Source organism: Phocaeicola vulgatus ATCC 8482 (assembly GCF_000012825.1).
Classification (GTDB): Bacteria; Bacteroidota; Bacteroidia; order Bacteroidales; family Bacteroidaceae; genus Phocaeicola; species Phocaeicola vulgatus.
In genome coordinates, this window is the sequence record NC_009614.1 from 1,940,719 (window position 1) to 1,966,093 (window position 25,375).

General features: G+C 42.5%; 22 protein-coding genes. 19 read left to right on the forward strand and 3 right to left on the reverse strand.

What is annotated here, in order from left to right; translation table 11 throughout:
• The first annotated feature begins 59 nt into the window (after positions 1–59).
• The 4 genes from BVU_RS07400 (at position 60) to BVU_RS07415 (ending at position 4,179) form a co-directional block, all read left to right on the forward strand.
• Entirely contained in the window at positions 60–416 is a 357-nt protein-coding gene (locus BVU_RS07400) for a DUF488 domain-containing protein (protein ID WP_011965195.1), read from the forward strand.
• 176 nt (positions 417–592) lie between these two features.
• The gene (gene accC, locus BVU_RS07405; protein ID WP_005849536.1) at positions 593–2,104 is read left to right on the forward strand and encodes an acetyl-CoA carboxylase biotin carboxylase subunit; all 1,512 of its coding nucleotides are present in this window, start codon (positions 593–595) and stop codon (positions 2,102–2,104) included.
• Between the two features lie 24 nt (positions 2,105–2,128).
• A complete protein-coding gene (locus BVU_RS07410) occupies positions 2,129–2,644 on the forward strand; it encodes an acetyl-CoA carboxylase biotin carboxyl carrier protein subunit (RefSeq protein ID WP_011965196.1) in 516 nt (171 codons plus the stop codon).
• A gap of 2 nt (positions 2,645–2,646) precedes the next feature.
• The gene (locus BVU_RS07415; protein WP_005845448.1) at positions 2,647–4,179 is read left to right on the forward strand and encodes an acyl-CoA carboxylase subunit beta; all 1,533 of its coding nucleotides are present in this window, start codon (positions 2,647–2,649) and stop codon (positions 4,177–4,179) included.
• Positions 4,180–4,309: 130 nt separating this feature from the next.
• Here the strand turns inward: BVU_RS07415 and BVU_RS07420 are convergent, their stop codons facing one another.
• Positions 4,310–5,620, reverse strand: a complete 1,311-nt coding sequence (locus BVU_RS07420; protein ID WP_008668332.1) for a S28 family serine protease — start codon at positions 5,618–5,620, stop codon at positions 4,310–4,312.
• Positions 5,621–5,724: 104 nt separating this feature from the next.
• Here BVU_RS07420 and BVU_RS07425 point away from each other — a divergent pair, with 104 nt between their 5' ends.
• From BVU_RS07425 to BVU_RS07455, 7 genes are all read left to right on the forward strand, one after another.
• Complete coding sequence (locus BVU_RS07425; protein WP_011965197.1) at positions 5,725–6,348, forward strand: hypothetical protein; 624 nt, start codon at positions 5,725–5,727, stop codon at positions 6,346–6,348.
• An 8-nt stretch (positions 6,349–6,356) separates the two neighbouring features.
• Entirely contained in the window at positions 6,357–6,920 is a 564-nt protein-coding gene (locus BVU_RS07430) for a cob(I)yrinic acid a,c-diamide adenosyltransferase (RefSeq protein WP_005845453.1), read from the forward strand.
• A gap of 71 nt (positions 6,921–6,991) precedes the next feature.
• Positions 6,992–7,213: a DUF2795 domain-containing protein gene (locus tag BVU_RS07435; RefSeq protein ID WP_002558131.1), complete on the forward strand. Its 222-nt coding sequence runs from the start codon at positions 6,992–6,994 to the stop codon at positions 7,211–7,213.
• A gap of 163 nt (positions 7,214–7,376) precedes the next feature.
• Positions 7,377–7,976, forward strand: a complete 600-nt coding sequence (locus BVU_RS07440; protein ID WP_011965198.1) for a porin family protein — start codon at positions 7,377–7,379, stop codon at positions 7,974–7,976.
• Positions 7,977–8,048: 72 nt separating this feature from the next.
• Positions 8,049–10,511, forward strand: a complete 2,463-nt coding sequence (gene priA, locus BVU_RS07445; protein WP_005845458.1) for a replication restart helicase PriA — start codon at positions 8,049–8,051, stop codon at positions 10,509–10,511.
• Positions 10,512–10,558: 47 nt separating this feature from the next.
• Positions 10,559–11,269 (forward strand): phosphatase, encoded by a 711-nt coding sequence (locus BVU_RS07450; protein WP_005845460.1) that lies wholly within the window; start codon positions 10,559–10,561, stop codon positions 11,267–11,269.
• Positions 11,270–11,276: 7 nt separating this feature from the next.
• On the forward strand, positions 11,277–11,747 hold the full coding sequence (locus BVU_RS07455; protein ID WP_005845462.1) for a low molecular weight protein-tyrosine-phosphatase: 471 nt from the start codon (positions 11,277–11,279) through the stop codon (positions 11,745–11,747).
• Here the strand turns inward: BVU_RS07455 and BVU_RS07460 are convergent.
• Entirely contained in the window at positions 11,722–13,779 is a 2,058-nt protein-coding gene (locus BVU_RS07460; RefSeq protein ID WP_005845464.1) for an HD family phosphohydrolase, read from the reverse strand. The two genes, BVU_RS07455 and BVU_RS07460, sit on opposite strands and share 26 nt — an antisense overlap.
• A gap of 81 nt (positions 13,780–13,860) precedes the next feature.
• Between BVU_RS07460 and gltX the strand changes: the two genes are divergently transcribed.
• The 8 genes from gltX to BVU_RS07500 all read left to right on the forward strand — a co-directional run bounded on the left by gltX (position 13,861) and on the right by BVU_RS07500 (position 24,207).
• On the forward strand, positions 13,861–15,378 hold the full coding sequence (gltX, locus tag BVU_RS07465) for a glutamate--tRNA ligase (protein ID WP_005845466.1): 1,518 nt from the start codon (positions 13,861–13,863) through the stop codon (positions 15,376–15,378).
• A gap of 12 nt (positions 15,379–15,390) precedes the next feature.
• Positions 15,391–16,611 carry a 3-deoxy-D-manno-octulosonic acid transferase gene (locus BVU_RS07470; protein ID WP_011965199.1) on the forward strand — a complete coding sequence of 407 codons (1,221 nt, stop codon included), beginning with the start codon at positions 15,391–15,393 and terminating at the stop codon, positions 16,609–16,611.
• A 1,201-nt stretch (positions 16,612–17,812) separates the two neighbouring features.
• A complete protein-coding gene (locus BVU_RS07475) occupies positions 17,813–18,301 on the forward strand; it encodes a helix-turn-helix domain-containing protein (protein WP_005845470.1) in 489 nt (162 codons plus the stop codon).
• Positions 18,302–18,378: 77 nt separating this feature from the next.
• Positions 18,379–21,237, forward strand: a complete 2,859-nt coding sequence (locus tag BVU_RS07480) for a PL29 family lyase N-terminal domain-containing protein (protein WP_011965200.1) — start codon at positions 18,379–18,381, stop codon at positions 21,235–21,237.
• Positions 21,238–21,375: 138 nt separating this feature from the next.
• The gene (locus BVU_RS07485; protein WP_005845475.1) at positions 21,376–22,032 is read left to right on the forward strand and encodes a hypothetical protein; all 657 of its coding nucleotides are present in this window, start codon (positions 21,376–21,378) and stop codon (positions 22,030–22,032) included.
• Complete coding sequence (locus tag BVU_RS07490; RefSeq protein ID WP_016271508.1) at positions 21,983–22,873, forward strand: NUDIX domain-containing protein; 891 nt, start codon at positions 21,983–21,985, stop codon at positions 22,871–22,873. Before BVU_RS07485 ends, BVU_RS07490 begins: the two co-directional genes overlap by 50 nt.
• A 7-nt stretch (positions 22,874–22,880) precedes the next feature.
• Positions 22,881–23,723: a polysaccharide biosynthesis protein gene (locus tag BVU_RS07495; protein WP_011965202.1), complete on the forward strand. Its 843-nt coding sequence runs from the start codon at positions 22,881–22,883 to the stop codon at positions 23,721–23,723.
• 106 nt (positions 23,724–23,829) lie between these two features.
• A complete protein-coding gene (locus BVU_RS07500; protein WP_011965203.1) occupies positions 23,830–24,207 on the forward strand; it encodes a hypothetical protein in 378 nt (125 codons plus the stop codon).
• A gap of 5 nt (positions 24,208–24,212) precedes the next feature.
• Here BVU_RS07500 and BVU_RS07505 read toward each other — a convergent pair whose 3' ends face one another.
• The gene (locus BVU_RS07505; protein ID WP_011965204.1) at positions 24,213–25,277 is read right to left on the reverse strand and encodes a M20 family metallo-hydrolase; all 1,065 of its coding nucleotides are present in this window, start codon (positions 25,275–25,277) and stop codon (positions 24,213–24,215) included.
• Positions 25,278–25,375 lie beyond the last annotated feature (98 nt).

Here is a 25,375-nt window from a genome sequence, read left to right on the forward strand (position 1 = left end):
ATGAACTTTTTAGGGTTATATGGAGTTATAAGCTTGTACCTAAATTAAAATAACCAACTATGACTCAAGTAAACATCAAGAGGGTTTATGATGAACCTTCTGAACAAGACGGCTATCGTGTTTTGGTAGATCGCCTGTGGCCCCGTGGCATGAAGCGGGAATATTTGAAATACGATTATTGGGCAAAAGAGGTCACTCCATCCAATGATTTAAGGAAATGGTTTCATGCGGATATAGAAAAAAGATGGGGGGCTTTTGCAGATATGTATCAAAAAGAATTGAAAGAATCGGATGCCGCTAAAGCGTTCATTGATAAGATAAAAGCTTATTCGAAAGTAACATTACTTTACGCTTCGAAAGAACAGGAGCGAAATCATGCCAATGTATTGAAACATTATTTAGACACACATTTGTAGTTTTTGTGCAAAAAACAAGTATCTTTGCAGCCAATTATGGCTCCCACTTCTAAAAAACAGGGAGTTTTCGTTAAATAATCAATACTAATGAGAGATGCCACCCATGTAAGATGTGTTCATGTATAATGAATGCATCTGTAATTTTGTGTGACATTTCGGGTAAAAAGAGAAAGATTATGATACAAAAGGTTCTAATTGCCAACCGTGGCGAGATAGCCGTGCGCGTTATGCGCTCTTGCAAAGAGATGGGTATCCGCACTGTGGCTGTTTTCTCGGAAGCCGACCGTACGGCGCGTCATGTGATGTATGCAGACGAAGCCTGTCTGATAGGGCCTGCCGCTTCCAAAGAAAGTTATCTGAATATAGATAATATCATTAAAGCTGCAAGGCAACATCATGCCGATGCCATTCATCCCGGTTATGGTTTTTTGTCCGAGAATGCTGATTTTGCCCGCCGGTGCAAAGAGGAGGGGATCATCTTTATCGGCCCTGCCGCCGAGACGATGGAAGCGATGGGTGACAAGATTGCCGCCCGTAAGCGTATGATTGCCGCAGGTGTTCCCGTGGTCCCCGGTACGGAACAGCCGTTGCAAAGTGCCGAAGAGGCGGTACGTATCTGTAATGAAATAGGCTATCCTGTCATGTTGAAGGCTTCTATGGGAGGCGGCGGTAAAGGGATGAGGCTGATACACAGTGAAGATGAAGTGGTGGAGGCATATAACACCGCCCGTTCCGAGTCCATGTCTTCTTTCGGGGATGATACGGTTTATCTGGAAAAATTTGTGGAGGAACCCCATCATATAGAATTTCAAATACTGGGTGACAATCATGGCAATGTAATCCATCTGTTTGACCGCGAGTGTTCTGTTCAGCGTCGCAACCAAAAGATTGTAGAGGAGAGTCCGTCTCCGTTCCTTACTCCGGAACTCCGTCAGGAGATGGGGGAAAAGGCGGTGGCTGCTGCCAGGGCAGTGAACTATTCGGGAGCCGGAACTATCGAGTTTCTGGTGGACAAGAACCGCAATTTCTATTTTCTGGAGATGAACACCCGTCTCCAGGTGGAGCATCCCATTACCGAAGAAGTGGTGGGCGTGGACTTGGTGAAAGAGCAGATCCGCATTGCCAATGATGAAGTGCTGCATTTGAAACAGGAAGAGCTGTATCAGCGCGGTCATGCCATCGAATGTCGTATCTGTGCGGAAGACACGGAGAACAACTTCATGCCTTCGCCGGGTATCATCAAACAGCTGACGGAGCCTAACGGCATCGGCGTACGCATTGACAGCTACGTGTACGAAGGGTACGAGATTCCTGTCTTTTACGACCCGATGATAGGCAAGTTGATCGTGTGGGCTACAACTCGCCAGTATGCCATAGAGCGTATGCGCCGTGTGCTTTACGAGTACAAGATTACGGGCTTGAAGACCAACCTCAGTTATCTGAAACGCATCATGCATACCCCCGACTTTGTGAAGGGTGAGTATAATACCTTATTTATAGAGAAGAACTCCCGTATGCTGCTCCGTGGCAACGGCAACAATGAGGAGATTGAAAACATGGCCATGATCGCCTCTTATATTGACTATCTGATGAATCTGGAAGAGAACAAGAGTCCCCAGCTGTCTGATGCCCGTCCCATCAGCCGTTGGCGTGAGTTCGGCTTGCAGAAAGGAGTGTTGAGAATCTGATTCTTCATTTAATTAAGCAAAAGTATGGAAATACATATTGGAGACCGCGTAGCCGATGTGACGTTGGTGAGCAAGGAAGGAAACAAGGTACAGTTTATGATTGACGGAAAACCGTATGATGTGGATATCGTTATGGCCGAGAACGGAAGCTGTTCCATCCTGCACGATGGCAATTCCTTCAATGCCGAACTGAGCCGTGGGGAGGGTGGAAAGAGTTATGATGTGAATATGTTCTACCGTTCCTATCATGTGGACATAGTGGACACCCAGACCAAGTATCTGCGTATGAAAAAGGGCGGCGAGGAGAGACAGGATGACAAGATTGTGGCTCCTATGCCCGGAAAGGTTGTGAAAATTCCCGTCCGGAAAGGTGACCGTCTGTCATCCGGGGATATTGTGGTAGTGCTGGAGGCCATGAAGATGCAGAGCAACTACAAAGTGACCTCGGACTGTACGGTAAGGGATATCCTGGTCAATGAGGGGGATTCCGTCAATGCTAACCAGGTATTAATAGTATTGGATATAATAAAAGAAGATTGATCATGACAAGAGAAGAAATATACAGCCGGTTTGAAGAGCTGGACAAACGCGCGTCGCTGGGCGGCGGTGTGGACAAGATCGAGAAACAACACGCCCAAGGGAAGATGACCGCTCGCGAGCGTATCGGAATGTTGCTGGACAAAGGTACGTTCAATGAACTGGACAAGCTGGTGAATCACCGTTGTACCAACTTCGGCATGGAGAAGAAGCAGATTGCCGGAGATGGTATGGTTACCGGTTACGGAAAGATAGACGGCCGTCCGGTGTTTGTCTATGCATACGATTTCACCGCGCACGGCGGTTCGCTGAGCGAAACCAATGCGGCCAAGATTGTAAAGGTTCAGCAACTGGCTTTGAAGACGGGAGCTCCCGTTATCGCTTTGAACGATTCGGGGGGTGCACGCATACAGGAAGGGGTGAACAGCTTGGCCGGATATGCCTCCATCTTTTATCAGAATACCATTGCATCAGGTGTTATCCCCCAGATTTCCGCCATTTTGGGGCCTTGTGCCGGAGGCGCCTGCTATTCCCCGGCACTGACCGACTTTATCTTTATGGTGAAGGAGCAGAGCCACATGTTTATCACGGGTCCGGATGTGGTGAAGACCGTGACTAACGAGGAGGTGGGCAAGGAGGAACTGGGTGGTGCCCAGACTCACAGCGGCAAAAGCGGTGTGACCCATTTTATGTGCGATAATGAGGAGGAAACGCTGATGAGTATCCGCGAATTGCTGAGTTTCCTGCCTTCCAACAATATGGAGGATGCGCCGCTGGTTCCCTGCAACGATGACATCCATCGTCAGGTGGAGGCGTTGCAGACTGTCATTCCCGAAGATCCGAACATGCCTTATGATATAAAGGATATCATCGAACCGGTGCTGGATAACCAGTATTTCTTCGAGGTGATGCCTCACTTTGCTAAAAATGTGGTGGTGGGGTTTGGTCGCCTGGGAGGTCGTTCCGTAGGTATTGTTGCCAATCAGCCCGCCTGGCTGGCCGGCGTCCTTGACATTGACGCCAGCGACAAGGCTGCCCGTTTTATCCGTTTCTGTGACTGCTTTAATATTCCTCTGATCACTTTCGAGGATGTTCCCGGCTTCCTGCCCGGAACGGTACAGGAACACAACGGCATCATCCGCCACGGTGCGAAGATAGTCTATGCATACGCTGAAGCTACAGTGCCCAAGGTTACTTTAATTACCCGTAAAGCTTATGGAGGTGCCTACATTGTCATGTCCAGCAAGCCGACGGGAGCCGATGTGAACCTGGCTTACCCACAGGCGGAAATAGCCGTCATGGGTGCAGAAGGGGCAGTGAATATCCTTTACCGCAAGTCTGCTCCGGAAGAGAAAGCTGAGATCATCAAGGAATACGAAGATAAATTCTCCAATCCTTATCGTGCGGCAGAACGTGGTCTGATTGATGAGGTGATTATGCCCCGTGACACTCGTTACAAACTTATTCAAGCTTTGGAAATGTGTCACAATAAAAACCAAAGCAATCCGCCTAAGAAACATGGCAATATGCCTTTATGATAAAATCAAGATTCCGTCACAGATTGATCAGATTGACATCGGTCCAATTTAAGCAGTGGGTCCTCAATGGAAATAACCGGTGACAATCTGCGTAACCTGTGGCGGAAAAGCTTTTTATCTCGTCTCTTTGCTATTCTTTATTCAGCCATGCATTGATCTGTGTCTTGATTTCTTCTTGTGTGTCGGTGTCAAAGCTGCCGATACGGGTGGTATGGCTGCCGCCGGGTAACACATAAACTTTTATGTTTTTCTTGTTCTTCAGCCAAGTGACACCCGAAGCTGTCCAAGGATCATCGCCGCCATAAATATAGATCATTTCGGGATCATTCTCTTTCAGGAATTTTACCACCTTATTATATAGTGTCTTGTCAAATTTGAGATTTGACAGTTCGGGCGGTAACATTACCTTATGAAGATAGTCACGGCTGCTCTTTATCGTCAGATACTTTTTGAAGGGTTTGATGTCATATCCGTAATACCCCAGTTCTTTGGCCGCTTGCACATTAAAGGAAGGGTAGGGAGATTGTTCGGAGAAATAATCCGGTTCACAAATAGCCATGAAATGCTTGAATAGCGTGTGGTCATCGGCATTTGTTTCCGGAATCTTATTTACAGGAGTTCCCCATTGCCATAGGGCAAATGAGTATTCCAATACATTGAAGTCGTATACTTCGGCTATAGGAATGCGGAAGGTATATCCTTTATCCGAGCAATATTTTTCGAATATCGGCAGCAGCCGGCTCTTGCGTTTAAGTACTTCCAGTTGAAAGTTTTCAACTCGTTTACGGTTTTCGGGAGTCGAAACTTTATTGGCAATGAACGGTTCGTGACGGCCGTCCTCCAATGATTGGTTGAGGGGGGCTACGTAAGGTACGGAGATATCCACATCATCGGGAAAGTAAGTGCGGTAGAACATCGTAGTCTGTCCGCCTTTGCTGATTCCGGTAGCTATCCATTTCTCATCGTATAGTTGTTTCAAGGTCGTGGTTACATGATGCAAATCATACAGTGAATTTTCAACCGTGAGATAATCCCAGTTGCAGGGCTTCGGCATGGACTCACCAAAATAACGGTATTCCACGAATACCAGATTGGCGTTGAATAATTTGGATAACTCTTCTTGATAACGCGGATGGGTGGCATAATGGGCGGTATAGCCTTCGGTAACCAGTACGGTAGGGCGGTCAAAACCTACATGCGAGAGAATAACCCTTTGCTTGAAATTCCCTGCTTCGGGGTGATGCGGATCCAATAGTTGATTAATGAAGAATACATATTTCTCCGGATAGGCATCACTTTGCATTGGTTTAATGTCACTGATGTCCGGAAGATTTTGAAGTCTTTTCTGTAATTCAGTGGGAGGAGCTGCGGCCTGGGCCATTTGTAAAGGCAATAAGACAGCCAGTATTGCCCATACCATAAAAGAGAGTGTGTGTTTCATCGTTTATAAATGGTTTAATAACTAATGGGCAACAAAAATAGTATTTTATTTCGATATTGTCGGGTAATCTTTTATCTTTGTGTTACTTAATAAAGCTGAGAAATATGTTGTTTCTTCATCGTATATGGAATTGGTGCAGTCGCTTCCGTCACCGTTGTGGTTACGGAGTACACTCTCCGTCTGATTTTTTTCTGATTACTTCTGTTGTTTATGAAAAATATCACTACTATGCTTATCGGGTATTGAAGGAAAGGGGATTTCCTGCTTATTTGCCACATTATCGAAGGAAAGTGAACCGTTTGCTATTCCGGTTGGTTAATTATTTCAGACCAAAGTCGTTGATTGAAGTGGGGATTGGTAATGGGGCATCCATAGGATATATGCGGGCTGCGTGTCATACTATGGACTCCGTCACCTTGAAAGGCAGGGATTGGGCAAAGACTTCCCGACAACTGGAGGAGAAACTGGCGGAGGTGCATACATTAGATTGTCTGCATATAGGGCATACTCCTTTTTATAAAGAAGTTTTTGAACTGGTACTTCCTTATGCCGGACCTCGTAGTTGCTTTATTGTCGGAGGAATTCATGAATCGAGGGAAAAACGGAAATGGTGGGAGCAAATTGTAGCCAGTGAGTCGACGGGTATCACTTTTGATTTGTATGACATAGGGTTGGTCTTTTTTGATAAAGCGAGATATAAACAGCATTATATTGTAAATTTTTTATAACCGGAACCATGAAGAAAAGCATGATATACACCAAAACAGGTGATAAGGGAACCACATCATTGGTAGGTGGTACCCGGGTGCCGAAAACGCATATACGGCTTGAAGCCTATGGCACAGTGGATGAATTGAACTCCTATTTGGGATTGTTGCAAACGTATTTGACGGATGAGGAGGATAAACAAATCATTTTTCGTATACAAAATAAATTATTCTCTGTCGGTTCGTATCTGGCAACGGATCAGACACAGACCAAGTTGCGTATGGAAAGTCGTATAGAGGATGAAGACATCCGGATGTTGGAGCAGGCAATTGACGTAATTGACAATGAACTTCCTCCTTTGAATGCTTTTATTCTGCCGGGGGGTGACCGTGGAGCAGCCGTTGGGCACATTTGCCGGACGGTGTGTCGCCGTGCCGAGCGACGTATTCTTGCATTGGCTGAAGAATGTGACATAGATGCCCGTGTAACAGCATTTGTCAACCGTTTATCTGATTATTTATTCATTTTGACCCGAAAGTTAAATCATTTAACTAAAACGGATGAAATTTTTTGGGATAAAAGTTGCAAATGAAATAATTTATTATACTTTTGCGGCTAATTAGAGAACGAAAGAAAAGTATTTACTTAAAAAATAAGAAAACTATGTACTGGACATTAGAATTGGCCTCGAAGTTAGAGGATGCTCCCTGGCCTGCTACAAAGGATGAGTTGATTGACTATGCAATGCGTTCGGGCGCTCCGTTGGAAGTAATCGAAAACTTGCAAGAGATGGAAGATGAAGGCGAAATCTATGAAAGTATAGAAGATATTTGGCCGGATTATCCGAGCAAAGAGGATTTCTTTTTTAATGAGGAAGAATATTAGAAAGAGAACATGGCGGACAGAATAAAAAATTCTGTCCGTTTTTTGTTTGATATTTCTTCTTGGAAGGGGGGATTGGAAAGCGTAATGTAACTTTCCTGGGAGATTGAACATTATACATGGAAAAAGTGTTTATCTTTGTGGCGTAAACTAAAAATAGACAAACATGAAAAAGATTATTAGTGTATTAATGGTAGCTGTATGTTTGATGATGGCTGCTCCTGCTCAGGCTCAGTTGCACTTTGGAGTAAAAGGTGGTTTGAATATTTCAAAATTGAGTTTTTCAAAGGATGCTTTTAAGGGGGATAATAAGACTGGTTTTTTTGTGGGTCCGATGGCTGAATTCACCCTGCCTATTATCGGGATAGGGGCAGATGTTGCGGCTTTATATTCTCAGACAGACTTAGGGGCTGATGGAGAGAAAACAATGAAGTTAAAGACATTTGCAGTTCCTGTGAATTTGAAATGGTCTTTTGGTCTCGGTAGCATGTTGGGTGCTTATATTGCTGCAGGTCCCCAGTTTGATTTTAATATTGGCAATAAAACATGGACGCGTGAATTGTCATTGAAAAAATCTACAACCAGTTTCAATGTAGGAGCAGGTCTTAAATTGATACGTCATTTACAGTTAGGGGTTAATTATAATTTTGCTCTGAGCAAGACTGGTACTTATGAATATTATACAGAGGGTGAATCGGGTGATGGACACCATTCTGTTAATATAAAGAACAACACTTGGCAAGTTTCTTTGGCATACTTGTTCTAGACAACCTTATTTAATAAAAGATAAAAAGGAGGCATTCAGTGAAGAATGCCTCCTTTTTTGTAATTTTGCACCATGAAAAAATTCGTAGATGTCATAGTTCCATTACCTATTGCCAACCAATACACTTATTCCCTTCCTCAGGAGATGGAAGAGATGGTACAGATTGGTTGTCGGGTGGTTGTTCCGTTTGGAAAGAAAAAGTTCTATACGGCAATAGTGACAAATGTACATTATGCGGCCCCGGAGGGGTATGAAACGAAGGATATAGCTGAAGTGCTGGATTCATCTCCGGTACTGTTACCGAAACAATATGAGTTCTGGCAATGGCTGGCGGAATATTATCTTTGTACATTAGGAGATGTGTACAAGGCGGCTATCCCTTCGGGTATGAAACTGGAAAGCGAAACGTTGGTGGAATATAATCCCGATTTTGAAGCCACTGCACCCTTACCGGAGAAAGAGCAGAAAATTTTGGATTTGTTGAGCCGGGATACAGAACAGTGTGTAACCCAGTTGGAAAAAAACAGCGGACTGAAAAATGTGTTGACTGTCATCAAGTCTTTGTTGGACAAAGAGGCCATCTTTGTCAAGGAGGAACTGAAACGTAATTACAAACCGCGTACAGAGGCAAGGGTGAGGTTGGTGAACGGAGAAGCGGATGAGGCTTACTTACAACGGCTGTTCAATGAATTGTCACGTGCTCCTAAACAATTGATGATATTAATGAAGTATGTGGAATTGTCCGGTTGGGTAGCCAGAGGGTATGCTTTAAAGGAAGTAACAAAGAAAGAGCTGCTTGAAAAGTCTGGAGGGTCTGCGGCCGTTTTTAACGGATTGGTCGAAAAGAAAGTCTTTGAGGTCTATCATCAGGAGATAGGACGTTTGGATAAAGGAATTTCGGATACCGGTGATATTAATCCGCTGAATATTGCGCAGCAACAGGCTTATGGCAACATTCTTCAATGCTTCAGAGAGAAAAATGTGTGTCTTCTGCATGGCGTTACATCCAGTGGCAAGACGGAAATTTATATCCACCTCATTCAGGAGGTGCTGAAAACAGGAAAGCAGGTCTTATATTTGCTTCCGGAAATTGCACTGACCACTCAGATAACTGAGCGTTTGAAAAGGGTGTTCGGACATCGGCTGGGTATTTATCATTCCAAGTTTCCGGACGCTGAGCGGGTGGAGATATGGCAGAAACAGTTGGGAGAGAAGAGCTATGATGTGATTCTCGGAGTCCGTTCCTCTATTTTTCTGCCTTTTCGTAATTTGGGGCTGGTCATCATAGATGAGGAACACGAGAATACGTATAAACAGCAAGACCCCGCCCCACGTTACCATGCCCGTAGCTCAGCCATCATGCTGGCCTCTATGTTCAAGGCGAAAGTGCTGCTGGGGACGGCTACTCCTGGTGTGGAAACTTACTTTAATGCTACCTCGGGAAAGTATGGCTTGGTAGAATTGAAAGAAAGATATAAAGATATCCGGCTTCCTCATATAGAACTGGTTGACATCAAGGAACTGGCGCATCAGAAGCGGATGCAGGGCCCTTTCTCACCGGCGCTGGTCAAGCAGATAAAAGAGGCATTGGAGTGTAAGGAGCAGGTTATCCTGTTTCAGAACCGTCGCGGTTTCGCTCCGATGATAGAATGTCATACCTGCGGCTGGGTTCCTAAATGCAAGAACTGTGATGTGAGTCTGACGTATCATAAGGGGCTGAACCAGCTGACTTGCCATTACTGCGGATATACCTATCAAGTTCCCCGTTCCTGCCCGGCGTGCGGCGGAGTGGAATTGATGCATCGCGGTTTCGGTACAGAGCGTATAGAAGATGATATAAAACTGATATTTCCCGAGGCGAAAGTCGCCCGGATGGATTTGGATACCACTCGTACCCGTACCGCATACGAGAAAATTATCGCGGATTTTGAACAGGGCAAGACGGACATCCTGATTGGTACGCAGATGGTGTCCAAAGGATTGGACTTTGATCATGTCAGTGTGGTGGGGATTCTGAATGCGGATACGATGTTGAACTTCCCGGATTTCCGGAGCTATGAGCGTGCTTTCCAACTGATGGCCCAAGTAGCAGGACGTGCCGGGCGTAAAAATAAGCAAGGACTGGTTATCCTTCAGACCAAATCGCCCGATTTACCCGTTATTCATCAAGTGATGCATAATGACTATGAGCAGTTATATTATGACCAATTGGCAGAACGGCAGATGTTCAAATATCCTCCTTATTATCGTTTGATTTATGTATATCTGAAACACCGCAAAGAGGATATTCTGGATTTGGCGGCGGATACCATGGCGGCACAACTCCGTTCCGGATTGGGCGACAGGGTATTGGGTCCGGACAAACCGCCGGTGGCCCGTATCCAGACCTTATTTATAAAAAAAATGATTGTGAAAGTGGAGCAGAATGCTTCTATAAAGAAAGTGCGTGATTATCTGCTTGCCGTACAACGTGCCATATTGGAAGATGAACGTTTCCGTTCGTTGTTAGTATATTATGATGTAGATCCACAGTAACCGGTCCATGCACTGGACGATAATAGAAAAGATAAACGAAAATAAAGATGAAGATAGAATTAGACGTACATACCCATACCATTGCCAGCGGGCATGCATTCAGTACTTTACAAGAAATGGCGCAAGCTGCCGCCGATAAGGGATTGAAGGTTTTAGGGATAACGGAACATTCGCCCGGTGTTCCCGGTACTTGCCATCCTATTTATTTTAGAAACTTGCATGTGGTTCCCCGCCGGATGTATGGGGTGGAGCTGTTGTTGGGGGCTGAGATTAATATTCTGGATGGTAAAGGAAACCTCGATTTGGACGAGGATTATATGAAGATGCTTGATATCCGTATTGCGGGTATCCACTCTTTATGTTATGAATATGGAACGATAGAAGAAAACACCCATGGAATGGTACAGGTTATCAGCAATCCTTTTATTCATATTATCAGTCACCCCGGAGACGGTACGGCGGCGTTACATTTTGAACCGATGGTATTGGCAGCCAAAGAACACCATACTTTATTGGAAATAAATAACAGTTCTTTAAAACCCACCCGTAACAAACCCAATGCCCGTGAGAACAACCTCACCATTCTCCGTTTATGCAAGAAATATGAAGTTCCGGTCATTTTGGGAAGTGACGCGCATATTTCGTTTGATATAGCCCGTTACGATAATTTGTATGAATTGTTGCAGCTTACCGGGTTTCCTGAAGAGCTGATCATGAACCGTGATGTGAAATCATTTAAAGAATACCTTCATTTGTAGATTATATATGAAAAGAATACTTTTTGTCTGCCTCGGTAACATTTGCAGGTCTTCTTCGGCAGAAGAAGTGATGCGTACTCTCATAAAGAAAAAAGGACTGGAACACGAGATAGAGGTGGATTCTGCCGGAATCCTGAGTTATCATAGAGGGGAATTGCCCGACAGCCGTATGCGGATGCATGCTTCCCGCCGCGGTTACAATCTGACCCATCGTTCCCGTCCTGTCTGTACGGAGGATTTCTATCATTTTGATATGATCATCGGCATGGACGACCGTAATATAGAGGACCTGATGGAGCGTGCTCCCGATCTGGAAACGGAAAAGAAAATCCATCGCATGACGGATTATTGCCGCACCAAAGTGGCAGACTATGTTCCCGACCCTTACTATGGCGGTGCGCAAGGGTTCGAGAACGTGCTTGATATACTGGAAGATGCTTGTGCAGGATTGCTTACTTCCTTAGTTCCGGGTAACTGATTCGGGTGTGATACATCGTTTTCAGCTTTTCTTTAAACAGTGCTTTGACTGTTGCTATATCCTTGAACGTAATAGGGCATTCTTTGAAATACCCCTCAGATACCTGTGTGTCAATAATCTTATCTACCAGTGTGCTGATGCTTTCTTCCGTGTACTCCGGCAGGCTGCGTGAAGCCGCTTCTACAGAGTCGGCCATCATCAGGACGGCCTGTTCCTTGGTGAACGGGTTCGGACCGGGGTAGCGGAACTTTTCCTGATCCACTTCTTCGTCAGGATGTTCGTTTTTATATGAAATGTAGAAATACTTCGTCAGTCCCCGTCCATGATGGGTACTGATAAAGTCTTTGATCACTTTGGGCAGATTATGCTTTTCCGCCAGTTTCAGTCCGTCGGTGATATGACTGATGATAACCTGGGCGCTTTGTTCATAACTTAAACTCTTGTGCGGGTTGACTCCCGACTGGTTTTCTGTGAAAAAAGCCGGATTCACCATTTTACCGATGTCATGATATAATGCTCCCGTACGCACCAGCTGGCTTTTACCTCCAATCTTGTTTGCCGCCGCAGCAGCCAGGTTTGCCATCTGCAATGAGTGTTGGAAAGTGCCCGGAGCTACTTCGGACATTTCCCGAAGCAAGCTATTGTTGATATTTGACAGTTCCACCAAAGTCACATCTGAAGTAAAACCGAATATTTTCTCCAAAAGGAACAGTAACGGATAAGCGAACAGCAGTAAGATACCGTTGATCATAAAATAGATGTACATGCGCGTATTCAGCTTGGTCAAATCATCTTCATGAATCAGCTCGAAAGCAAAATATAATAAAGCGTAACTGATAAATACAACCAAAGCCGTCCGTAACAATTGCGACCGTTGGGACAATTCTCTCAAACTATAGATCGCCACCATTCCTGCCACTACCTGTAACAAGATAAACTCATGTGGAAAACGTAAAGTGATGGAGCAAAGCAAAATGATAGTGACATGTGCCATGAATGCCGTTCTTGAGTCAAGGAAAACACGGACTATAATCGGAATCATGGCAAATGGAACCACGTAAATACTTGACAAGTTCTGTTCCACCATAATGGAAGACAGGACGGGGAAGAACACAATCAGCGCAAATAGCAGGGTGAGTGTTCCTTTCCGTTCATAATAATCTGCCCGGAACAACTCCAGATAGGCCATGAAGCAGAACAGGAAGATTCCTACATATAATATTTGTCCGGCCAATGTCAGTCTTTTCTCTTGTACCGAGTCGCTACGTTTTTCCCATTCCTTGCGTAAGGATTCCAATATGTTGTAAGTCTGCTCATCAACAATTTCTCCACGGTCAATAATCTTTTGTCCGTTCAGCACAAAGCCGTTTGCCCATGAAATATTAGAGAGCAGATCTTTTTGCGCCGCCTCGGACTTTTCTTCATCATAAACCAGATTAGGTGTAATGTAATCATTCAGATTACATTGTTGTAATATCTTCTTTTTGTAGTGGGTGGTATCCGCATTCAGCAAATATTCATAGGCTTCCTTCACGGTGTACAATTGGTCGATAAAACGGCTTGTCGCTACATTCTTGTCTACCAGCCGTATGGCAATGATACTGTCTTCCTCCATACGCTTCAAGTCATTTCCGGCAATGATTCCGTCCTCATACAGTGCCTTTAATGTGCGTTCAATATAACGTACATAGTCCGTGCCCGGCAGTGAATGGCGTAAGGTCTTGTTGTAATCCTCCCTTAATTTGGAAAGGACATTTTTTTCGGCTTCCTTGTCTATCTGGAAATAAGGTTGATAGTCTGCCAGGATGCTGTCCTGTTCCTTTTGTACTTGTATGTCGTTTTTGTAAATCGGAAAATCAAATGATGCCTGTAACAGTCCGTATTTCCAAGGCTTGTTTATATCAAATTGATAGTTGAACTTTCCTTCATTGGGCAAAAAGTAGACTATCACTGATACTGTGGCAATGAAAATAAGGCTTTTATAAATCAAATTTTTATATGAAAACCGTTGGTTGGTCTTGAAACTTCTCATAATCGTATATTTTTGCGCGCAAAATACGAAAAAATCGGGAAATTTAGATTAATTTTGCGGCGTATTTTATATAAAACAACAATGTCAGAAAGAAAAGTAAGAGTTCGTTTTGCTCCGAGCCCGACGGGAGCGTTGCATATCGGCGGTGTGCGCACAGCCTTGTATAACTATCTGTTTGCTCGCCAGCATGGTGGAGATTTAATTTTCCGTATAGAAGATACCGACTCAAATCGCTTTGTTCCGGGTGCGGAAGAATATATCATTGAGTCGTTTAAGTGGTTGGGGATAAACTTCGACGAAGGAGTCAGCTTTGGTGGTAACTACGGCCCCTACCGTCAGTCTGAACGTCGTGATATTTATAAGAAATATGTACAGGTGTTGCTTGACAGCGGTAAGGCGTATATTGCTTTCGATACTCCGGCGGAGTTGGACGCCAAACGTCAGGAAATCTCTAATTTCCAGTACGATGCTTCTACCCGTATGTCTATGCGTAACTCTTTGACTCTGCCGAAAGAAGAAGTGGATGCACTGATTGCCGATGGGAAGCAATATGTGGTACGTTTCAAGATTGAACCGAATGAAGATGTACACGTACATGATATTATCCGTGGCGAGGTAGTGATCAATTCTTCCATTTTGGATGATAAAGTTTTATATAAATCGGCGGATGAACTGCCTACTTATCATTTGGCAAACATTGTGGACGACCATTTGATGGAAGTTTCCCATGTAATCCGTGGTGAGGAATGGTTGCCTTCCGCTCCGTTGCATGTCCTGCTGTACCGGGCTTTCGGCTGGGCGGATACCATGCCCGAGTTCGCACATCTTCCCTTGTTGTTGAAACCGGATGGTAACGGTAAACTGAGCAAGCGTGATGGTGACCGTCTTGGCTTCCCTGTTTTCCCGTTGGAATGGCACGACCCCAAGACCGGTGAGGTGTCTTCCGGTTATCGTGAGTCGGGTTACCTGCCCGAAGCTGTTATCAATTTCCTTGCCCTGTTGGGATGGAATCCGGGAAATGACCAGGAACTGATGTCCTTGGATGAACTGGTGAAGCTTTTTGACCTGCACCGTTGCAGCAAAGCCGGGGCAAAATTCGACTTTGAAAAAGGAAAATGGTTTAACCATGAATATATATTGAAGAAAAGCAATGAGGAAGTAGCCGGGCTTTTCATGCCGATCTTGAAAGAGCATGGCATTGAAGCTCCTATGGATAAAGTGGTGACCGTGGTAGGCTTGATGAAAGATCGTGTAAGTTTTATCAAGGATTTGTGGGAAACTTGCAAATTCTTCTTCGTCGCTCCTACGGAATATGATGAGAAGACCCGTAAAAAACGTTGGAAAGAGGACTCTCCCGAACGTATGCTGGAGTTGGCGGACGTATTGGAGGCCTTGGACGACTTCTCGCTGGAGAATCAGGAGGCTGTGGTCATGAAATGGATAGAAGATAAAGGTTATCACTTAGGTAATATAATGAATGCTTTCCGTTTAACCTTGGTAGGCGAAGGTAAAGGTCCGCATATGTTTGATATTTCAGCCGTTTTAGGGAAAGAAGAAACATTGCGACGCATTCGTCGGGCTGTGGAAGTGCTCAAGTAATAGCCGGTAGTTATGATTTATAACCTAGTCATCTATATTTATCTATTCGGGGTGAAGGTTGCCGGCCTGTTCAGTGCCAAGCCCGCCAAAATGGTGAAAGGACACCGGGAAGTATTTGATATCTTGCGTAACAAGATAGACAAAAATGCCCGTTATATTTGGTTTCATGCAGCTTCATTGGGGGAGTTCGAACAGGGACGCCCTTTGATAGAACGTATCCGTAAGGAGCATCCCGAATATAAAATATTGCAGACTTTCTTTTCTCCCTCAGGGTATGAAGTGAGAAAGAACTACCAGGGGGCAGACCTTGTCTGCTATCTGCCTTTCGACACTCCGCGTAATGTCCGTCGGTTTGTAGAATTGGCTAATCCCTGTATGGTATTTTTTATCAAGTACGAATTTTGGCAGAATTACTTGAATGAGTTGCATAGGAGAGGTATTCCCACCTATAGCGTATCTTCCATTTTCCGTCCCAATCAGATTTTTTTCCGTTGGTATGGGAAGAGATATAGTGAGGTGCTGAGGACTTTTGCTCATTTGTTTGTACAGAACGAAGTTTCCAAAGAATTGCTGGCGACAATTGGCGTGACCGATGTGACAGTTGTGGGCGATACTCGTTTTGACCGCGTGCTGGATATCTGCCATCAAGCCAAGCAGCTTCCGCTGGTGGAGAAGTTCAAAGGTGATTCGTTGACTTTTGTTGCAGGCAGCTCATGGGGACCGGATGAGGATATTTTTATCAAGTATTTCAATGAGCATCCTGAGATGAAGCTGGTTATTGCTCCTCATGTGGTGAGCGACAGTCATTTGAAGGAGATTTTAGATAAGGTGAAACGTCCGTGCATCCGCTATACCGAGGCTACGGAAGAAAATGTGACACAGGCCGATTGTTTGATTATCGACTGTTACGGACTGCTGTCCTCCATTTACCGATATGGTGAGATTTCGTATATTGGGGGTGGCTTTGGAGTTGGAATTCATAATGTGCTGGAAGCGGCTGTATATGGTATTCCTGTGATATTCGGACCTAACAACAAGAAATTCCGCGAGGCGCAACATTTGTTGGAGCAGAAAGGCGGTTTTGAAGTAACCGGTTATGATGATTTTAAACGGTTGATGGACAAATTCCTGTCGGATGAGGCTTATTTGCAACAAGCAGGGAAAGCTGCCGGAAATTATGTGAACCATAATGCCGGAGCATTAGAAAAGATAATGAAAGATATCACTCTCTGAATGTTTCAAGGTGATTTGAGTATATGCAGGTTATAGAGAAGATTTGGCTCTATAACCTGTTTTTTTCCTTCAAATCCTTCATTTCAAGGTAATTTATTGTTAATCAGTTGGTTATAATGAATCATTTTCACTTTATTTCCTTCATCCGGATATAAATCCTTCAGCCTGCTGAAATGAGGGCTTGTCCGGCTTTGGGGTCAGCAGAAATTTAGTGGGGATTTTATTTCATGCGATTGTTTGTGATACCCTGTACGAGCGTTCGTAATTTTATGTATGGTTTGTATGGCAGGCAAAAGTAAGAATTGGGATTGCATATATGCCCTCACTTTAGCATTTAGACTTGTTGCTATATACCATACATGTAGTCAGATGTATATCTTCCTGCCCATATGCTGTTTCGCTTTTTTTAAAAGAAGGCTGTCTGGGGATTTTTCCTCCCTACGTAAGGAATGCGTAGCCTTGTAGTCAGCTTCATCCTTAAAAGATCTTATCCATATCTCTAACCCTTTCCCGCCGTATGGTTAAGGGTTTTCTTCCTGCCTGTTTTATCTCCGCAAGCCTTTGGAGTTGACTCCATAGTCTTGGGAGATAACTCCAAAGCTTATGGAGATAACTCCAAAGGCTATGGAGATAGAATACATTCGTATAAAAAGGTTTAATCAGGAGATAGAAAAGGTTTATGCAACAGGGCCCGATCTATTGTTATTTCCACAATAATCCCAAATGCTCCCGGACTTTTATAGTAGAACTTTTTAAAAAAACTGGTTGGCGGTTTTCTCTTTGATGAAATAAAAAAAGTTAAAAGGATGAACTTTTCTTCTTTTAAAGCTAACATGAACTCTTTATAAGAGGAAATCTTCTGTTTTTCAGTTTGTTATGCTTCGCTTTTACATGAACCGATTTATATATCTCTTGATAAGAGATATATATTTTCTGTGCAAAAATAAGCAAAGTTTTGAGAACTAATACATTTTTGGCAAAAAAAATAGGAATTTATATAAAAAAATAGTTCTCTCATTTATTTATATTCTTCTTTATTTCGTTTCAACAGCTCTGTAATATGTTGATATAATGTGTGTTAATACCTTTTGTAGATCTCTTATCAAGAGATCTACAAAAATGTCGTTTTTAAGACCTTTTTATATATGGAATATATCTGGTCTTTGAAGCGGTATAATTAAATGAAAACAACATAAAGCAGATGGAATATCTATTTCTGAGACGTAAACGCACGACCGCTACTTCCGAGCGACAGAAGACTTTGCTTTTCAAGGCTGCCGAGCGGCAATGGAAAGAGGAGTTTGCCGGAAAGGAAACAGACATTCGCAAGGTGGATTGTAATATATATAAAGGTATATTGTACCAGCTTGAGATACGTCAGGTATTTCTTGACACCTCGCTTTCTCTGAAGAAACTGAGTGCACTGCTTGAAACAAACCAGACCTATCTGAGCAATGTGGTGAACAAATACTTCGGTTGTAATTTGAAGGAACTTGTGAACACGTATCGTGTGGAATATGCCAAAGAACTTCTCTGTTCCCGACGTTGTGCGCTGACTGAGCTGCCTTGCAGTTGTGGCTTTGCTTCGAAAAGTGCTTTCTACTCTGCTTTCAGCCGTATTGTCGGGGTATCACCTTTGTCATATCAGACTCAAGAAAGAAGGAGGCATCATTTGCAGGCAGTAAACTAGCTAAGCTATTAATAATGAAATTAATATGTATAACCAATTTTAGTTTTTTAAATTTATAAATTTAAAGTTTTTCTATTATGAACAAAAAGTTTTTAAGTGCAATCCTGTTCGGAGCCTTAATGGTGACCTCGACAGGAACATTTGTGTCTTGTAAGGACTATGATGATGACATTGACCGCATCGACAAGGAATTGAGCGAAGTCAAGGAAACCATTGCAAGTCTTGACTCGGCAATTAAGGCAGGTAAATTCGTTCAGTCATGTAATGAGGTTACCGGTGGATATGAACTGGTTTTCACTGACGGTTCCAAAATTACTATCAAGAACGGTACGAATGGAACAGATGGAGCAGCCGGTACTACTGTTATCCCTGAATTCCGTGTGGAAGGCAATTACTGGCAGGTCAGCACAGACAAAGGTGCTACTTGGGTGGATGTGAAAGATACCGAAGGTAACAAAGTTCCGGCCAGAGGTCAGGATGGTGAAGCTGCCGGTTCAAACGTGTCTTGGGTGACAGTGGACGGTGTGGAATACATCAAGATCGGTGACAAAGTTACTGATTTGAAGCAGAACAATGAATTTCCTAACATTGCTGTAGATGCTGAAAGCAAGACTGTAATCGTGACTATCGACGGTCAGAACTACACTTTGCTGCAGGAAGGTTCTGCATTCAAAGGGTTGCAGACTGTAGTTTACAGAAAACAGGCTGTTGATGATCTCAAGGATATTTGTAAAGCTTATGATATCTATTGGCTGGAAAATGAAGGAACTTTTGACTCAGATAAGGATGTTTTGTTTGCATCTGTTCCTGCTTATGCTTCATTCAAAGTATATCCGGGTGATTTCTCATTGAATAATGCGAAATTCTCCTTTGTTGATACGTATCAGGTTCGTAGTGTCGCTCCTGCTTTGACCTATATGGAAGGTTCTGCAAAATTAGAAAACGGTATTTTGAGCCTTGCTATTTTGCCGAATGAAGGTATTGAAACCTATAGTAATTATGCGACCTCATTGGATGTAACTATGTATGGTCAATATACATCAGCTTCCGATTATTTCACGGTAAGAAGAACAAAGGCATCTGTAAAGAGCATTGTTAATGCTTTTACTTCAACTAATATGGATGAAAATGATTATCCGGCAATTATTACTGAGGATGGTGAATCTTATGATGGTAAATCTTATGGATGCTTTGACTATCAAGGTGTTTATAATGTAAATGATTCTATTGACGCTTACATTTCCGGAGCTGCAACAGTATGGTTGAAGTCAACCAATATTTCATATACCAGAGTGTTCAGACTGTTGGATCAGAATGAGGATTATACATTTAATGGACAACCTATTAAAACTCGTCAGGGTATCTTTGAATTTAAAGATAATGTTTTGTCTGTAAAATCGACTAACCAGGCATCTGCTATTGATGAATACGCTGCGATAGAAGTGACTACTACAGTTAAGCCACAGAAAGAAGGTGTTAAAGAATACGAGGTGAAGAATGTAGTCTTCATCAAGGCTGTTCGTCCTGCTGTTAATCCTGTATTTGGAACTGTTGCTTTGAAACCGTTGGATGCTAAGGAAAACTTTACATTTGCATACAATAGCTCACAGGCCCGGATCATTACTTTGGATGTCCGTAACTTTGAGGCTGCTATTGAAGGTCGTGATGTTATTGCTAATGATAATAATGAATATTGTACATTCATTACATTGAACAAGCCTGTATATGATGCTGGTGGCAGCAAGTTAGTGAGATATGAATCAATATCTGATGATTGTAATCAATATTATCAAAATAACAATTTGTCGACTACTATTCCTGCAAAGGTTACAGACTTGGCAAAAGCTCTTGAAACGGTTAAAAATGAGGCTGTCTTGTATTATAAGAACGGTGGAAACAATGCCGATAAGGACTCTTTGTTCTTGATTTTGACACCGGGTGCTAACTTTGCACAATTCAAGAATATGTCATTGCTAGCCGGAGCTTCTTCTTATGGACTCTTTGGTTGGGGAGCTACTGAGAAGATGACTAACGGAGTGAACACACCGTATGCAGTTTACAACAGCTTCGTAAACAAGCTGTTTAAGGTTTCTGTAGATAACTTCTCTGTAACCTATAACTTTGATTGTCCTATCAAGGATGAATATAAGAGTCGTACTATTATCGGTACATGGACAAAAACTGCCGGTGCTTATAGCAAATTCATCATGGAGTCTAATAACTTCGACAAGATGTACAATGTTGTTCCTGAAGATGCGACAGTTGAGTTTGAATTGGATTATAAGAAGCAGAATGCTTATGTTCAGGAAATGATGAAAGAAAATAACATTGAATGGACTAACACTAATCAGATTGCCTTTACTCCGCGTGTAGATTTGGCTAAGGTTGGAACTTTGAAAGTTGATATCTATGATGCTACTGCCGGTTCTGCTAAGCGTGTATTGTTTGCGACTGAAGACTGGAAGGTGGAACAACCTATCTTGGCATTCACTGATGTTGTTGATTTGAAGTATAATAATCCGGCATTGGCTACAAACGATCAGATTAAGATTATTGATTTGATTAATGCATTGAATGTTAAGGCAACAGAAGCTTCTTATAAAAAATGGACAAACTTGACATTGAAAGATGCTGTTGGCAATACATTGGTAAAATACAATGCCACTACGATTGCTGCTGAAGAAACCATAGCTGAAACATTGTATAGAAAAGATGCTGCCGGTAATGCTGTTGCTGAAGCTACAGGATTGGAAATTTCTTTGGATGAGAATGAAAAAGACTTTACTTATGATGCAGCTACTGCAACTCTTACTTGGAAGGGAACTCCGGAAGGTACAGTATATACTCATGATGTAAACTTGAATATTACTTATACTCATAACTGGGGTGTTGTAACCAAGACATTCAAGGTAACTGTAACAAGAAAAGTACAGTAAACATTCGGGCTAAGATAGAAAGTATAGCTTAAATTTGATATGCTTTCTTCTTGATGACTTCAAGCGAGGAGGGGATATGAATCTGATTACAGAAGAATATCCTCTCCTTTTTTATTATAAAAATATATTCTTGATATAATGACGAAATTAGTTCGATGCGGTATAAACTTTTATGCGGATGTAGATAATAAAAAAGCGGTAAATGATAGGGATGCCTTGCAGAACACTAAATTAATGGAACATTATACTCACCTTCTTGGTCAATTACAGTATGAAGGAGCTGGTATCTGGAGCCGTTTTAATATTATGTTCGGAATAAATGTTTCTTTATTCGGATTGGAAACCGTCTTGTTTAACTCTATATGTCAAACTTCTGAATATCTGACATTTATTATTGCATTTGGCGGATTGTCATTTTCAATATGGTCTATTTACGTAATGCAGAGATTATGGAGTTATCATGAGCACTGGAAGAATATGTTATGTGAAGCGGAAAAGGCTTTTCCGGATGAGTATGTGAAACTTTTCACAAAGATTCCTTCTAATTTGAAAAGAGAGAAAAAGTCTTGGGAGTTATGGCTGAAATCATACACCCAACCTTTTTTTGCCATATTGTCTCTTATTTGGTTGCTTATTATGGTGTTAAACCATGCTATTTATACTGATATGCTGAATAAGGAAAATATTATTCATCACGTGGGTGTGGTGAAAATACAACAGAATGAAAATTTAAAAAATAATGAAGATGAAAAAGATGATGGATTCGACTACTGTGATTATTACTACAACAGATAATAGAGTATTGTTGCAAAAAAGAGATGAGAACCCGGATATAGAGTACTCCGGATATTATTCTCTTGTTTCTGGCTACCTTGAGGAGGAGGAAACCCCTCTAGATGGCATTATCAGAGAACTGAAGGAAGAATTTGAACACAAGAAATCCCAAAAGGTGCATTTTAGTTCTATAACCTATTTGGGGTCTGAGTATAGAGCAGACTATGATAGATGGGAATATATTCATCATACTTATTTGATGGACGATGCAGCGGATATCCGTATTTTGGAAGGTGAATCTTTTGTCTTGCTGGATATGGATGAGTGTTTGAGATTGGAGAACCTTGCTCCTCATCATAAGTTGTTTTTATTAAAATATCGTGCCGGATTATGTAAAATTGACGTGCGTGAGCAATCAAAAAAAATGTTTGATGAAATAACTGTCAGGGATTTGATAAAAGTGGAATCCGTAGGGGATGTGAAAAATTATAGCTTGCTGGAGGCGGGAACTGGTTTTGTAATTGGCGAGGATACTACTTTGAGTGCTTCAATTCCAGCGGTGGAAGCCGCTAAATATATAGGATTCTTGCAATTCGTCCCAAAGGTTCTTAGAGGCAATCATTATCATTTTAGAAAGGTGGAATATATGCTTATTTTACAGGGGCGTATGCATGCCACTTTTCAGAAATATGATGATAGTGAGGCTGTAATAGAAGAGATTTGGGAAAAGGGGGATTTGGTACGGACTTTACCGGGGTGCGTCCATACATTAACAGCTTTAGGAGAGTCGAATGTGTTGACTATTGAGTTTTCTCCACAGCCTTATGTTGCGAGGGATGTGTTGATGAATGATAAAAAATAGCTTGAATATGGGAACCATTGCAGTAACGGGGGCTACCGGTTATTTGGCTGAGAAATTGATAGAACGGTTGATTACCCAAGGACATACTATTCATGCGATAGCCAGGAATGAAGGAAAACTGATTGCTCTGAGGGGGAAATTTAAAAGCGTTCAAATCTTTCCATGCCCCGTTGAAGATTATCTTTTATTGAAAAAGGCATTGAATGGTTGTGATGGGATATTTCATTTGGCTGCGTTTAAAGATGTCATTTTGGCAAAAGAACATCCTCTGAAAGCTGTTCAGACTAATATTCTTGGTACGTTGAATCTTCTTAAAATAACTGTTGAGGAACAGAACATAAAATTTATTCTGGCAACAAGCACTGATAAAGCTGTTCAAGTTTCAGGAACGTATGGGGCTACTAAATTGCTTATGGAGAATCTTTTTGGGGATTTTGAGCAAATAAACGGATCGAATTGCGCTTATAGGATAGTTCGTTATGGAAATGTATTGCATTCTACAGGGTCTGTTTTGGTAAAATGGAAGTATGCATTAGAAAATAGGAAGGAGCTTATATTGACAGATCCTGAAGCTACCCGGTTTTTTATTACGTGGGAACAGGCAATAGATGTTATTTTTTCCTGTTTAAATGACGCTCAAAGTGCGGAACCGTTTTATCCGCCTGATATGAAATCGATAAGCTTAGGAATTTTATTGGAACTCACAATAAGAAAGTATGCTAAAACTGTTCCTGACATCAGAGTTATCGGTTTACAAAAAGGGGAAAATATGCACGAATGTATCACGGCAGACTTAAGCAGTGAATATGCTGAAAGATGGAATAATGAGGAATTATTAAACCTTATCTAGAAAATACTATGAATGATAGATAGTTAAATCTTTCTTTTAAGACGGGGAATTGCAGTATATTGATTACTTTTGTCCTGTATCATAACTTATTAAACCTCGGATAGATATGGGAACAGAAGGCATACAGGATAAATACATCAACCCTTATGCCGATTTCGGCTTCAAGCTGCTTTTCGGCACGGCAATGAACAAGGAACTTTTCGAGGCTGCCGAGATAGCTAAGTTCAATCCTAAGGAATTAGGCGAGTATTGGGAAAGTTTGAAGAATTTCCGCGACTGGTACAGCGTGATGTCCACCCAGTTGAAAAAAGGGCATGAGGAAGGTCTTAAAGAGGGTATTGAAAAAGGTCTTAAAGAAGGTCTTGAGCAAGGTCGTAAGGAAGAATGCTTCAAGAATGCAAAAAAAATGAAACAGGCCGGTATTGCATTTGATGTAATTGCACAGGTTACCGGTCTGTCTATAGGGGAAATAGCGTCTTTGTAAGTCGTTTACAGCACCAGTCCGTCCAGCATCTCGATATAAAGCCTTATCGCTTCCTCAATTTCCGAAACCATGATATATTCATCAGCCGTGTGTGAACGGGAGGACTTTCCCGGACCGATTTTGACAGACGGGAACTTCATCAACGCCTGATCGGACAAAGTAGGAGAACCGAAAGGTACACGTCCTAGTTTTACCGCGCGTTTCACAAAGGGATGCTCGGCACTGATATGAGATGAGTTCAAGCGGAAAGAACGGGCTTTCGCCTCGCTTTTTAGATGGGCACTTATTTCTTTGAATAGTTCTTCGTTAGAGTAACATTCATTACTGCGGATATCCACAACGAAAGTACAAGTATCGGGGATGACATTATGCTGCGTGCCGGCATTTATTTGTGTCACGCTCATTTTGACGGGGCCTAGCAGGGAGGATTCCTTCGGGAATTTATAATCACGGAACCACTGAATGTCTTCCAGTACTTTGTAAATAGCATTCACTCCTTCATTGCGTGCGGCATGTCCGGCTTTTCCGTATGCGGTAACATCCAGCACCATCAATCCCTTTTCGGCAATGGCAGGCTGCATTTCTGTCGGTTCACCCACTATGCCCAAAGTGATGGGAGGTAGTTGGGGCAATACGCTTTCTATTCCGTTTTTTCCGGAAACTTCTTCTTCACATGAGGCAAGAAAGATCAGATTGTATGCCTGCTCGGTTGTAGAGAGATGGCGGTACACCTGAAATAAGGATACTACACTGGCGCCGGCGTCATTACTTCCCAAACCGTAAATCTTTCCGTTTTCGGCTTTCGGAGTGAAAGGATGTTTCCGCCATCCGTTTACCGGTTTTACGGTATCGATGTGGGAATTTAGTAAAATAGTCGGTTTGTTGAGGTCGAACATCGGACTGATACACCAAATGTTGTTGCCCGAACGACCGGTCATGATACCTGTTTCTTCAATATAGTTCTGCAGAAAGTCGGCGGCAGCTTCTTCTTCCCGGCTCAATGAGGGGATACCGATTAACGAATTCAGCAATGTGGTTGCTTCGGAAGTGTAATATTCTATATCAATCATCTTGATTTTAATAATTTAATGTGTTGCAAAGATACTATTTTTGCGTGGTAAACGGTGATGAAAAAAGTAGGTAATTAAGTTAGATATGCAACTAAAAC